This window comes from Acetobacter sp. (assembly GCF_022483985.1).
Classification (GTDB): Bacteria; Pseudomonadota; Alphaproteobacteria; order Acetobacterales; family Acetobacteraceae; genus Acetobacter.
In genome coordinates this window covers 1,707,000-1,720,738 of sequence record NZ_JAKVME010000001.1, presented here as the reverse complement: position 1 = coordinate 1,720,738, position 13,739 = coordinate 1,707,000, and the positions used below count along the sequence as shown (strand labels likewise).

Here is a 13,739-nt window from a genome sequence, read left to right as displayed (position 1 = left end):
AGCCGCTCTCATTTCTTGAGAAACACATCAAGCTTGCGGTCCACTTCAGCAAGCAGAGCGCTGTCACCGTTGTTTTCCAGCGCCGTCAGGGAACGTTGCATGGCCTGAAGAATATCCGGCGTGATGTCCTTGTCCTGAACGGCCCGTCGCCACCATGAAAGGGCTTCCTCGACAAGTCCCGCTTCAGCCAGCGCCGTCGCGTAATTGTGCTGTCCGCGATAGTCGCCCTGTTCCGCCGAACGTTTGTACCACGTCAACGCCTCCTGCCTGTCCTGAGGCACTTCCCAGCCTTCCTCAAGAAAACGCGCATAGAGGTTCATGGATTTGGCGTGACCCTTGAAGGCGGCTTCCCGGAACAGGGCAAAGGCGCGTGGGCGGTCAGCGGTCACGCCAAGCCCTCTCAGAACGAGGATGCCGAGATTGTAACGCCCCCATTCATCGCCGAGAGCAGCGGCTTTTTCATAATGGACAGCCGCCTGCGCCAGATCTTTCTCCACGCCGTGACCGAAGTGATGGCACCGCCCGAGCATGTTGCTGGCGGGGCCGAAGCCGGCGTTGGCGGCGATTGTAAACCATCCGACGGCAGCCACCGGATCGCTCTGCATGAATGTGCTGCTGAGAAGAGCCTGTCCCCATTGCGTCTGGGCGAGCGGGTCGCCCTTCAGGGCCTCCAGCCGAATCTGTTCGATATGAGCCGGAAGAGGCGTGCGCTCGGCAGAACGCTTTCCGGGGAGAAGGCGGGAGATCATGGCGGGACTCTTGTTGCGAAGGCTTCTCAGTAGCATCGTGTGCGGGATGAGAGCAAGAATCCGGGGCTTCGCTTGTTGCTTTATGAAGGGGTTGTGTTCTTTTTTTGGAGGGGAAAGCGGAATGTCTGCTCTTGAAAATATAGAAAAGCAGACTTTATAATTGAAATCATCGAGAAGTAAATTTCATGACAATGGAGACTGAGCCTGCAGATTTAAAATCTCAGCAGGCGCAATATAATAATATGCGCCCTTTTCTTGAAAGTAAAATAATCGAAGCGAGTATTGAAATATATAATACTTCAGGTTTTGAAATATCCGCCGAAGGGGCTCGCCCTTTTGTAGATTTCGTTAGATGGATAAATACGCGACCTCAATTTATATCCGAATGGCGTTCAGAAGCAAAAACAGAACAAACACTCTATCCGAGGTTTATGATAGTTTCTGGTGGAGTACGTTCGGCATATGCAGCTGTATGCTATCATTTAATGAGAATTAAAGAAATCGAAGCATCCGTCGATGCCATTTTATCAAAATATGATTTTTCAAGTCAATTTAACCCAAATCAAACCGCTTCTTTTGGAAACATGCGGCAGCTTGATTTTGAATATCACGCGTTTGTAATAGCATACCGTCGTTGTTTGGATTATTTATCTTGGGGGTTTTCAGCTTATTTCAAACAATCGCAAAATTCTTATAACAAATTCAAAAAAACTTTAGAAAGAGCCCACCCGCGTTCTGTTGCTGAAGCCCTCATAGCCGTCTACGAGAAGCATATAGGAAAATTCTCATTTGTCATTGGAACCGAGCGAGGACAGTCTCTTAGAGATCGCATTGGTCATTCAGAGTTTGTGCAAGCTGCGACGATAAATGTGGGATCAAACGGACACAGGTTCGTCGGCGGAGGAGAAAATCTTCGGATATCTGATCCTAATGACGACCGCAGTTTTTCGGAAATACTTGATAGTAAAGCGCATGATTTGCATAAATGCATTTCCGAATTTCTGTATTCGTTCCAAGATTCGGTAATTTCCTTTGAGAATACTCTTCCAATACAAAAATTTAACGGACCATTATCAACGCAACATTCTTATTATAATGTAGATAATCGTACTTTCTATCTAGAAATAGCAAAATCATGGAAAATTTCATGATTTACACGCGCATATATTTAAAAAACAGTAGCATGTAGTGATTGTGACATCACATTGATGCCAGCTAGTTAATGTCCACTGCTCGGAAGCTGATTGGCCATGCCATATGTCGTATATGAGGCGAAACCGGTCATTTTTTCTATGGTTATGACTTGCTTGAGCAATCTCTCATTGCAGACATAAAAAATATAAAACCATCGATACAAGATAATGAACTTAGCTGCTTTTACCCCGATAAAGCCAAGCATAGAGCGATGGCAGAACCAGCAGTGTCAGCATCGTGCAGGATACAAGGCCACCGATAACTACTGTCGCCAGCGGCTTTTCAACCTCCGCGCCCTCGCTCATGGAGAACGCCATGGGGAAGAAACCCAGACACGCGACTGTCGCCGTGGCCATGACCGGGCGGAAGCGTTCGCGAACGGCCTCGACAGCAGCGTCAAAAGGCAGGAGGCCTTCTTTTCTCAGATCGTGAATATAGGACACCAGCACAAGACCGTTCATGGTCGCGACACCGAACAGGGCGATAAAGCCGATGCCGGCTGAGATGCTGAATGGCATAGCCCTGAAATAGAGCGCGAGGATGCCGCCTGTGGCCGCAAAAGGCAGATTGACGAACACAAGGGCCGCAAGTCCCAACTGACCCAGCGCCATCACAAGCAGCAGGAAAATCAGCCCCAGCATGATCGGCACCACAATCTCCAGACGCGCCACGGCTGTCTGGAGATTTTTGAACTGTCCGCTCCACTCCATGCGATAGCCCGGAGCGAGCTTGATGTTTTTCGCTACGGCATCCTGAGCTGCCGCGACGAAAGAACTCAGATCCCGCCCGCGAACATTGGACTGCACCATTGTCCGGCGAAGTCCCTGATCGCGCCGGATTGTGGGTGGTCCATCCGTCAGCGCGATATGGGCGACCTGAGAAAGATCGACGGTGCGGTCATCGCGTGTGACGACGGGGAGGGCACGGATATCGTCGATATTTTCACGCGCGTCCTCTGCGAACCGGACTTCTGTCGGGATCAGAGCGTCATCTACGGAAACGGGCGGCCCGTAATGGCCTCCGAGCGCTTCCACCACGTCCATGACAGAGGAGGTTTCCGTGTTGAGACGCCCCGTCATGGTGCGATCGACGTCGATATGCAGATAGGGAATGGTGCCGACATCCTGCGGCGCCACGTCCGCGGCACCGGGAACTTTGGAGACGACATCAGCGACCTGTGTGGCCAGACGCGACAGGACGTGCATGTCCGGACCATAGATGCCGATTGCTATCTGTGAGCGGACACCCGACAGGAGATCGTCCATACGCATCTGGATGGGCTGGCTCCAGTTGAAGAGCGAACCCGGATTGTTCTTCTTGAGCGCCGCATTGAAAGCCTTGACCAGACCTTCCTGCGTATCGGCGGTTTTCCATTCGGAGCGAGGTTTCAGAATGACATAGGTGTCACTCTGCTCACCGCCCTGCGGATCGGTGGGGATGGCGGAGGTGCCCGTATTGCTGATCACGGTACGGACGTCGGGGAAAGCGCGGAGGGTCCGCTCTATGGCCTGCGCGGCGTCCAGAGAGGCGTCGAGGGAAATCCCCGGCAGGCGGGTGGAGGTGACGATCAGGTCGCCTTCCTGAAGCTGGGGGATAAACTCTCCGCCAAGACGGCTGGCTACAAATACGGAAAGTATCAGGAAAACGGACGCAACCGCCATGACCTGTTTTGTGTGCGCCATGCAGTAGCGGGAGGCTGGCTGAAAAAGCCGCCACAGGCAGGCGATGAAGCGGGTGTGATGGTCGCTCCCTTCTCCATGCGTGTGTTCGTCAGGCTTTTTGCCACGTCCGAGAAAGACAGAGAGAGCCGGAATGCAGACCAGCGAATAAACAAGGGAGGCGACCAGCGCCAGAATGACGGTTTCGGCCATCGGCGTGAACATGCGCCCCTCGACGCCCTGAAGCGTGAGGACCGGCAGATACACCATGGCGATGATGAGGACGGCGAATGTGACCGGGCGAATGACGGAGCGGACGGTCGACAGGATGGTGGTGGGCAGCGGCGTATCATAGCGTCGGCGATGCAGGACGTTCTCGACGATCACCAGCGAACTGTCCACGACCATGCCGAAGTCGATCGCGCCGAGAGAGAGCAGGTTGGCCGAGATTCCCAGATGCCGCATCCCGACCATGGCGGCGACAAGGGAGAAGGGGATGACGGAGATGATGATCAGGGAGGCCCGCCAGTCCCCGATCACCAGCAGCAGGACAACCAGAACCAAAATAGCACCCAGAGAAAGATTTTCCCTGACGGTATCAATTGTTTTTTCGGTTAGACTCTCGCGGCTGTAATAGGGTTCGAGCGTAACGCCTATGGGCAGGGAGGCCTGGATTTTCGGCAGCTCCGTCTTCAGGGCGCTGAGTGCGGCCCGGGCGCTCGCGCCTTCCCGCAGAAGCACCACGGCGCTGACGATTTCGCCCTGTCCATCCCGCGTGACACCGCCCATGCGCGGTCGGCTGCCTTTCCGCACGATACCGATATCCCGCAGATGGACGACTTCACCGTTCGGGCCGCTGCGGACCTGCACTTCACCCAGTTCGGCCAGATCGTCGATCAGGGAGCGGCCGACAACGATGTGCTGTTCGTCGTTATGCTCGATCCACGCGCCACCAGCCGCCTCGTTGCCGGTATCGACTGCGTCGAAAGCATCCGAGACGGATACGCCGTAACGGCGCATGGCCATGGGATTGAGCGCGACTTCGTAGGTCTCGGAAGCGCCGCCGTTGATGTTGACGTCCACCACGCCGGGAACGAGGCGCAGGCGCGGCACCACGTTCCAGACCATCAGGCGGTTCAGGTCTTCGAGAGACTGGTCCCGCCCGCGAATCTGCAAATGGAGGATTTCGCCCATGCCGGTGGACATCGGCCCCATGTCGATGGACAGACCATGCACCGACACGCTGTCCCGCGCTTCAGGCAGTCGCTGGGAGACCAGTTCGCGGGCGCGATAGATATCCGTGGAATCATCGAACTGGAGGTAAAGCACCGCTACGCCTGTGCGTGACACGGAGCGCATGCTGATCAGGCCGACAACGCCCGACAGAACTTTCTCCACAGGTGATGTAACGAGTTTTTCAACTTCTTCCGTCGGCAGGCCGGGCGCCTGCACGGACACCAGCACCTGACGCGGCGAGATGTCCGGAACAGGTTCGACCGGCAGGCTCCTGATGTCGGCCAGCCCGGCCACCATGAGAAGAGTGACGATACAGAAAAGGAAAAGGCGCTTTTCGATAAACCAGTGCAGAAGCTTCATGGGGTCAGCCGTTGGCCTCGGCGGAAGGAGCCAGAATGGCTTGTGATTTCAGGGTGAAGCTGCCTTGCGTCACCACGGTTTCACCACTGTTCAGACCTGCGATGATGACGGTCTGCCCTTCGAGGGAGGGACCGGTCCTGACGATGCGCAGGGTGTAGCGGTGGGGCGCTGTCAGCACGAAAACGCAGGGCTCACCAGCAAATGTCTGAAGCGCCGTGCTCGGGACCAGAATACCTTCCACCTTGTCGGAGGAAAACAGCCGTGTTTTTACCAGCATGCCGGGGCGCAGACGATGCTGGGGATTTTCCACAAGACTGCGTGCGAGAATATGCTGGGTTTTCGCATCGACATGTCCTTCGATGACATCGATGCGCGATGAGAGAGGGGGCTCACCGGGACTGAGCCACGTCAACTGACGATCGCCGGGACGAATGCGGGTCGATGCATCCTCATCGACCTGCGAGACGATCCAGACATGGGACAGGTTTTCGATTTCAACTGGCGCCAGCCCGGTTGCGGTCATTTCCTGCCCGGTCGCGACGTTGATGCTCGTGACAATACCGCTGATGGGGGAGACAACGACCGATTTCTCCGCGTCCGGATGTTCCATGCTGGAGTGATAGCGGCGGAGATGCTCGGCCATGGTCTGGAGCGCTGCTTCCCGGCCATGCACGAGCGCGTCGGCCTCACGCAGGGCCGCGCCCCGGCGTTCCAGTTCACCGACCGAGATAGCGCCGCCCTTGAGGGTGCGGGCGCGGTCATAAAGCTGGCGGGCGTTCTCGCGTCTGGCGCGGGCCTCCTGAAGAGCGGCTTCAGCGGACAGGTGCTGCTGCGTGTCGTCGTTGAGCGTGAAGTTCTCATAGGTGAGAAGCGGCTGACCCTTGGTCACCATCTGTCCCGCGACAACCGCCACGTCCAGAACGCGCCCGCTGCCGACGGGACGGATGTGCGCGACCTTACGGGCATCGGCGGCGATGTAGGCCGGGACATCCATGTGATGCGGCAACGCTCCGGGATGGGCGACGGCGGTGCGGATGCCCTCGGCGGCCAGCGCCTCGTCGGAGATTGTGACTGTCGGCAGCGGCGATTCCGCCTGAGCCGCGGGACTGAACGCGGTCCCGAGCAGCAGGGAGGTGAGCAGAACTGATACAAAAGAGGAGGGGAAGGCTCTTTTTGTTTCGATCATGGAATGTTTCCGCTCATAAGAATCATCCGGGCAATCGTGGCCCGCATGACAATGTCTGCCTGGGCGTAGCGTTCAGCGGCTGTAAGGGCGGTGCGTCTGGCTCGCAGATACTCGATCACCGGAATCTCGCCGACCTGCCATGCTTCGGCAAGATCAGCCGCACGACGATCCGAGTGGGCGCGTAGCTGACGTGCATGTTGGAGAATCTGAGTGGAGGTCGTCAACTGGTTATGCAACTGACGATACTCGGCCCTGATCTGACGGTGGGCCTGCGTGACGTCGCGTTCCGCCCGCCCGACAGCCTGAACTTCCTTCATGACCATGGGGACATTGCGCGCCTCACTGGGCAGCGGCACCTGAAATTCGACGCCGATCTGCGTGTCCCAGGGGCTTTGGTACTGCTCCTGCCTGCTGAGAATGACGCCAAGCTGGGGGTTGGGCATATAGGAATGCCGGGCCACGGAATAGGAAGCCTGCGCCTGTTTCAGGGCGGAGTCAGCGAGTTGGACGCGCGGGTCACGCTCGGGATCAAGGCGTGTGCCGATCCGTCCCAGAAACCGGCCGTCAATGCCCGACAGGTCTGGAAGAGCGTCAGTGCCTGTAAGGGATTCCAGATCAGCGCGGATGTTCTCAAGCCTTTGCCGGGATTCCGCGAGTGTGCCGTCAAGGTCTTCCTTTTCGGTGACTGTTGCTTCGTAATCGGTGCTGGCCACTTCTCCCGCGTGCAGGGCGTGTTCGACATCCGACATGGTCTTGCCCAGCACGTCGCTGACGACTTCCTGATTGCTGATGCGGGCGCTGAGAACCGCGCCCTCACTTGCGAGATCCAGAACACGCACGGCGACGGCCAGTTTCTGCACCTGCTGCTGCTGCGCGGCGACTTTTTCATCCGCGAGGGCCGCTTCTTCCGTGGCTGAACCCTGTCCCGGCAGCCATAGCGGAACGCTGATCTGTCCCTGATAGGTGGTGTAGCCCACTTTGCTGCCGATGAAATGGTCGTCCATGTACAGGCCGGAGACGGTCGGGCCGTCCGGGAACCATGAGCGTGCCGCCGCGGCGCGCTTGTGTGCCGACATGGCGTCCGTGGCGATGGATTTGCGGGACGGGTCCATGGCCCAGGCCGATCTGATGGCTTCGCTCAGACTTTCTGCATATGCGGGCGCCCCGGAGGCAAGAAACAGTCCGCATGTCGTCGCTATCCGGACGTAAGGAACGTCGATTAGCGAGAGACAAAACGAAAGACGTCTGACACACTCTTGAAACAAAAAAGTCCCTCACAGAACGGCAAAGATGCAGAAACAGGCATACGGGGCAACCTGCTACGACGGAACGGTCAAAAACATTAAAAATATTTTATAGAAACGGCGAGAACATTACGCAATCAATATAAAAAATCATCGGGACAGAGAGAGGCCAAGCCCCATTTTCTCCTGCCCGGAAGGGCGGAAACCGGGCCTGTTCGCTGTCCCGTCCTTCCTTATAGGGCGTTTACCTGACACCAGTATGAACGAACGGTCCGGGCTCGCAAAAATGGTGCTGAGTCCCTGATAGCCCCATCAGGATAAACGGATGCTGAAAGCCCCGTTGTCAGACGGGAGAAAGCAACAGAACGCGGTTCAGGCTTTCCAGTCTTGAAAAAAGCTCTGACCAGACCGTGAAGAACTTCCTCTCGGAGAGACCGCGCTCCTGCATGATCCCGGCAATGGCCGCAACAGTCCGCTCACCGTCAATCAGGGGCAGAATGCTTCTCGCCTGAGCAGGAAGCGGAACGGGAACCGTCAGCGTCCCGAATGAAAAAGGCAGTGTGCCGTTCGGAAGAATCAGCTTCGCCAGTTCATCCCCCGGTATTTCCCGCATGACCGGCACAGTCGTTGGAGCACAGCAGTCAGGCGGCGTGGGACGTGCTCCGTTCCGCACGACGTAGGCCACATGCGTCGCCATATTGCCGGTCAGCGATTCGGCGACCTCAGCCTTCTGTCTCCATGACAGATTCTCGACACGGGCGCGCAGCTTCGGATCGGGCAGAAACAGCGACGGGTCATAGCGGGCGGGTTCCATCAGGCAGGATGGTTCGAGACCAGCTTCCGCCAGCAGATCGAGAAACGCGCTGATCGTATAGGCGCGGTCGCGTGGATTGAGCAGCAGATCGTACAGTCCGGCATCACCGCCAGTGAGGTGATCACCGAAGTTTCCGTTCTCGCGGAGCCATGCCGTGGCGGGAAGCGTACGCATGACCCGCTTGGCGATATCGAGCCGTGTCGAAGGTGATTCTGAAAAAGGGGTGAGACGTTCCAGCGCTTCCTGAAGCATATACACGCCGGTTCGACCGTAAGGCGCATAGACCATCAGTCCCATGCCGCCACCGGGAAGGAGCGCCTGTTCAAGGATTTGCAGCGTTTCCAGCGGAGCGGGGAGATGATGCAGAACGCCGCAGCAGTCGATGTAATCAAACTGTCCCGGCAGCGTTGCCGGATCGGTGAGAGAACCCTGTATGAAGCGGATATTGCCCAGATTGCGAGTTTCGGCACGGGAACGGGCAATCTTCAGCGCATGCTCGGATCGGTCCACGCAGACGACTTCGCCGGGACGATTGCCGCGGGCCATCTGGGTGGCGAGCATGATCGCGCCATCACCGGTGCCGCATCCGGCAACAAGAGCACGCAAGGGCTGTGAGCGGGGACGACGGGCTCCGAACACCCAGTAGTCGATTTCCCTCAGATGACTGGGACTGCCGATCAGGAGCCGCTTCGCCTCCTCGCGGGGATCGCGTTCCGGATAGGGATAAGCCTCATACTGGGCGGCAAGTTCCGTATCGCGGGCATCGGTGCTGGTCATGTGAGGTCTCCTGAAACACAGATTGTCCGGTCAGCATGAGGGAGGTGACGCAGCAGATTCCAGCCTGTCGAGCATGGCGGCCATATCGGGCGTCCGCGCCGTCATAATGTTTTGAAATCCCCCCTTGCGTAGCTCTTTCATGGTGTTTTGAGAGATCGCAATGGCGCGGAGTGTGCCGGGAGAGCAGTCCGCTCTGGCAAGGGTGGCGCAGAAAGCGCGTGCGCTGGCGGCTGAAAAGACCAGAACTGTTGCAATCAGTCCTTCGCGCAGGGCTGAAAGCACTTCGGGTGGGAGTGCCGTCGCTGGGCTGGTGGCGTAGGCGATCCGACGACGAATACGAAAGCCGATGTCACGGAGCGTTTTGGCGAGCGGAAGGCCCTGATGCTCTCCGGACAGCAGCAGAAGCGGTCCGGATGCCGGAGAAAGCTGCTGCGTGACGAGTTCCGCCAGTTTCATCGCGTCGCCGCTGGCGCTGATGACCGTCTGAAAGCCCTGTCTTTTCACGCGCTCCGCTGTGGCGTCGCCCACGGCATAGACCGGAATATCGTGCGTAGCGGAGGAGGACAGGGCCAGAATGGACTGGCTGCTGGTGATCAGCGCACCGGCAATGCCTCTCTGCGGCGGCAGAGGTCGCGCCGTGATCACAAGCGATTCCATCCCCCAGCAACGCCAGCCGAGCCGCTCCAGCGTTTCGCATGTGTCGGTCAGGCCGGGTTCCGGACGCACAACAAGAACGCCGCGAAGCGAGGGCGTGTCCTTGTTCATGCCGGCTGGTCAGTCAGTAAAGATCGACGCCGGGCTGTCCGCACGCAGACTGCGACCGAGTTCATGCCCCATTCGCTCGGCATCCGACGCCTGACCGACGATATCCCGACGCAGCAGGAACGTGCCGTCTTCGGAAGCGACCAGTCCGGTAAGATGCAACTCGCTTCTCGCGCCGGTCGAGGGTGAAAGCAGGCGGGCATAGCCGCCGATCGGCGTGCGGCAGGACCCATCCAGCTCGGACAGCAGGGCGCGTTCGGCGGTCGAAACCGCCCGGGCTTCATAATCTTCAATGGCCGAGAGCAGTTCGCGCAGTTCGACATCGCTTTCACGCACCGTGACGCCGACGATTCCCTGTCCGGCCGACGGGACCATGACGGACGGCTCCAGCACGATGGAAGCGCGGTCTTCCATGCCGAGGCGACGCAGACCGGCGAGCGCCAGCAGTGTCGCATCGCAATGACGCGCCGCCAGTTTGTCGAGACGGGTCTGCACGTTGCCGCGCAGCAGGCCGAATCGGAGGTCCGGGCGGACATGCAGCATCTGGGCCTGACGGCGGACGGAGGCGCAGCCGATCAGCGCCCCTTCAGGCAGGGCGGAATAGGGATCGTTCGGATCACTGCCGGGCGTGAAGCCGGGCCGCAGGATCAGCGCGTCGCGGGCATCCTCGCGGCGCATGGTGCAGGCCAGCACGAGACCGGGCGGCAGGGTGGTCTCAAGGTCCTTGAGACTGTGCACGGCGAAGTCGATCCGGCCATCCACGAGCGCTTCATGAATCTCCTTGGCGAACAGCCCTTTGCCACCGATTTCGGCGAGGGCGCGATTCTGCACCTGATCACCCGTGGTGTTGATCAGGTGCTCCTGAAACGCGTTCATGTCGCGCAGGACGGGACAGAATCGCGTCAGGCGTGTCAGGAACGCGCGCGTCTGCCAGAGTGCGAGCGGCGACCCACGCGTGCCGACGCGCAGCGGGAGCTGCCGTCGATGTGGCGGAGGGGCTGCCTTCTGGCGAGCGGCTGCCTCGGCTGCAATTTTCTGCAGGGTCGGCGAAGGGGATGTTTGTGATGGCTGTGCGGAGACCATTGGGCGTGTTTATTACCAGCACCGGATGAAGGAAAGGTGACGTGACGCCAGACAGGACCGACAGAAACGCTTCCGATGGGGAGGCTCTATATCCCAGCGGACCAATTCTTGCCATCGAGTCGTCATGCGATGAGACCGCGTGTGCCATTCTTTCACCGGAAGGCGAAGTGCTCGCGGAGAAGGTCGTTTCACAGGAAGCGCACGCCGCGTTCGGGGGAGTCGTGCCCGAGATCGCGGCCCGCGCGCATCTGGCGCTTTTGCCCGATCTGGCGCGGAAAACCGTGGAAGCGTCAGGCCTCGCCCTGCATGATCTGGGCGCCATAGCCGCCAGCACCGGGCCGGGCCTGATCGGTGGCCTGATCGTCGGAGCGAACTTCGGCAAGGGGCTGGCCATCGCGCTCGACAGACCGTTCATCGCGGTCAATCACATTGAGGCCCATGCGCTGTCCGCAAGGCTGCCCGGCGTCTCGAAAAAAAATATTTCGTTCCCGTTCCTGCTGCTTCTGGTTTCCGGCGGTCATTGCCAGTGTCTGGCGGTGGAGGGGATCGGGCAGTATCGCCGTCTCGGCGGCACGATTGACGACGCGGCGGGCGAAGCCTTCGACAAGGTGGCCAAGATGCTTGGCCTCGGCTGGCCGGGCGGTCCGCAACTCGAAGCGCTGGCGAGAGAGGGCAACCCTGCCGCCTTCGCTTTCCCGCGTCCTCTGAAGGGCAGGGAGGGGTGCGACTTTTCCTTCTCCGGCCTGAAAACCGCGCTGGCCCGCCAGATCGAGCCTTATGGCAGTGCGGCGCTGCCCCGTCCGGTGGCGGCGGATCTGTCCGCCAGCTTCCAGCAGGCCGTCGCGGATGTGATCGAGGATCGTGTCCGGCACGCCTTCGCCATGATGGAGCCGCCGACCACGCTGGTCGCGGCAGGCGGCGTGGCGGCTAACGGCGTGCTGCGGGCGTCCCTGACCCGTATTGCCGCCGAGTACGGCGTGCCGTTTGTCGCGCCACCCCTGCGCCTGTGCACGGACAACGCCGTCATGGTCGGCTGGGCGGCGCTGGAAGTCTGTCATGAGGCGGCGCGACGTGGTCTGCCCATACCGGACGACCGTGCCATGCGACCTCGTCCACGCTGGCCTCTGTCCGAAATGCAGGAACGGTTCGCAGTGCGGGCAGATGCTGGCTGAGCGGTCGTTTCTGGTCCGGTCTTTGATCATCGCGCCTGAAAATATCGGGACAAAGGGGGATGGACAGACCGGAATTGACCCAGATCGCTTGTCGCCGTGGCATCCTGTGCTATGTCCGACGCCTTGCCGAGGTTAACGGACGCAAACATGACGAAAAATCGATTTCTGACAGGCGCCGCGGTGGCTGTACTGCTTGGCGCTGCCGGTCTGGCTCCTGCATGGGCCCAGACCGGGACCGCTCCCGCTCAGGCGGCTTCTGAAGCTGCCCGTCTGGTTCCGGCCGCAACGGCCGCGGCCGTGCAGACCATCCCCGGCATGCCTCCGGTGATCGACGCCGGCAATATATATTCCGAGGCCCGTCCCGGGAACCTCAATCCGGAAGTCGCCAAGGACCCGGCCCGCGTTTACGTGCCGAACCTGCGCTCGAACGATGTGTATGTCATCGACCCCGCGACCATGAAGGTCGTGGACCGTTTTCCGGTCGGCAAAAGCCCGCAGCATGTCGTGCCGTCATGGGACCTGCGCACGATCTGGGCGACGAACAACGCCGAGGGCACGACTGAAGGCAGCCTGACCCCGATTGATCCACGCACCGGCAAGCCGGGTGCGCCGGTTCCGGTTGACGACCCTTACAACATGTATTTCACGCCCGACGGCAAGTCGGCGATTGTCGTGGCGGAGGCCCGCAAGCGCCTCGACTTCCGTGATCCGCACAGCATGCAGATGCAGGGCTCGGTGGAAGCGCCGGAGTGCCGTGGCATCAACCATGCCGGGTTCTCCATCGACGGACGCTACGCCATCTTCACCTGTGAGTTCGGTGGCATGCTGGCCAAGATCGACACGGTCAACCGCCAGCTCATCGGCTATCTGAAACTGTCCAAGGGAGGCATGCCGCAGGACATTCTGACGGCTCCGAACGGCAGGACGTTCTATGTGGCCGACATGCACGCTGATGGTGTGTTCATCGTCGATGGCGACACGTTCAAGGAAACCGGCTTTATTCCGACGGGTGTCGGCACGCACGGTATCTACCCGAGCCGTGACGCCAAGGTCATGTATGTGGCGAACCGCGGCTCCCACAAGGTGCATGGTCCGCGTCACAGCAAGGAAGGCAGCGTCTCGGTCATCGATTTCGCGACCAATCAGGTTGTAAAGACCTGGCCGATCCCCGGTGGCGGCAGCCCCGACATGGGCAATGTCAGCGAAGACGGCAAGCTGCTCTGGCTGTCCGGGCGCTTTGACGACGTGGTCTATGCCATCGACACGACAACTGGCGCGATGACCATCATTCCTGTTGGGGCCGAGCCGCACGGTCTCACGGTCTGGCCGCAGCCGGGCCGTTATTCCGTGGGCCATACTGGCATCATGCGCTGAGGTAAGGCAGGCTCTGGCGCGTATTTCTGCTTGTCAGAGCCACCTTGCGAGCGGCGGGGAGTAACAGGGTTTCCCGCCGGTCAATTCAGACGTTGTAAATTATTTCTGGTGCAAAGCGCCGGTTCCACTT

The 13,739-nt window shown here is 59.3% G+C and carries 10 protein-coding genes; 3 read left to right on the top strand and 7 right to left on the bottom strand.

Annotated elements, in window-relative coordinates:
* Nucleotides 1-8: 8 nt before the first annotated feature.
* A complete protein-coding gene (locus LKE90_RS07570; RefSeq protein ID WP_291492144.1) occupies nt 9-749 on the bottom strand; it encodes a tetratricopeptide repeat protein in 741 nt (246 codons plus the stop codon).
* 185 nt (nt 750-934) lie between these two features.
* Between LKE90_RS07570 and LKE90_RS07565 the strand changes: the two genes are divergently transcribed.
* Nucleotides 935-1,900: a hypothetical protein gene (locus LKE90_RS07565; RefSeq protein WP_291492146.1), complete on the top strand. Its 966-nt coding sequence runs from the start codon at nt 935-937 to the stop codon at nt 1,898-1,900.
* Nucleotides 1,901-2,116: 216 nt separating this feature from the next.
* Here LKE90_RS07565 and LKE90_RS07560 read toward each other — a convergent pair whose 3' ends face one another.
* From LKE90_RS07560 to hemC, 6 genes are all read right to left on the bottom strand, one after another.
* Nucleotides 2,117-5,197: an efflux RND transporter permease subunit gene (locus tag LKE90_RS07560; RefSeq protein WP_291492148.1), complete on the bottom strand. Its 3,081-nt coding sequence runs from the start codon at nt 5,195-5,197 to the stop codon at nt 2,117-2,119.
* A gap of 4 nt (nt 5,198-5,201) precedes the next feature.
* Complete coding sequence (locus LKE90_RS07555) at nt 5,202-6,383, bottom strand: efflux RND transporter periplasmic adaptor subunit (protein WP_291492150.1); 1,182 nt, start codon at nt 6,381-6,383, stop codon at nt 5,202-5,204.
* Entirely contained in the window at nt 6,380-7,495 is a 1,116-nt protein-coding gene (locus LKE90_RS07550; protein WP_291492152.1) for a TolC family protein, read from the bottom strand. Before LKE90_RS07550 ends, LKE90_RS07555 begins: the two co-directional genes overlap by 4 nt.
* A gap of 475 nt (nt 7,496-7,970) precedes the next feature.
* Entirely contained in the window at nt 7,971-9,218 is a 1,248-nt protein-coding gene (locus LKE90_RS07545) for a class I SAM-dependent methyltransferase (RefSeq protein ID WP_291492154.1), read from the bottom strand.
* Nucleotides 9,219-9,248: 30 nt separating this feature from the next.
* On the bottom strand, nt 9,249-9,983 hold the full coding sequence (locus LKE90_RS07540; protein ID WP_291492156.1) for a uroporphyrinogen-III synthase: 735 nt from the start codon (nt 9,981-9,983) through the stop codon (nt 9,249-9,251).
* A 9-nt stretch (nt 9,984-9,992) separates the two neighbouring features.
* Nucleotides 9,993-11,063 (bottom strand): hydroxymethylbilane synthase, encoded by a 1,071-nt coding sequence (gene hemC / locus LKE90_RS07535; protein ID WP_291492158.1) that lies wholly within the window; start codon nt 11,061-11,063, stop codon nt 9,993-9,995.
* A gap of 41 nt (nt 11,064-11,104) precedes the next feature.
* On the opposite strand from hemC, the gene tsaD reads away from it, so the two are divergent.
* Entirely contained in the window at nt 11,105-12,235 is a 1,131-nt protein-coding gene (gene tsaD / locus LKE90_RS07530; protein WP_291492160.1) for a tRNA (adenosine(37)-N6)-threonylcarbamoyltransferase complex transferase subunit TsaD, read from the top strand.
* Between the two features lie 147 nt (nt 12,236-12,382).
* The gene (locus tag LKE90_RS07525) at nt 12,383-13,609 is read left to right on the top strand and encodes a YncE family protein (protein WP_291492161.1); all 1,227 of its coding nucleotides are present in this window, start codon (nt 12,383-12,385) and stop codon (nt 13,607-13,609) included.
* Nucleotides 13,610-13,739: the final 130 nt, after the last annotated feature.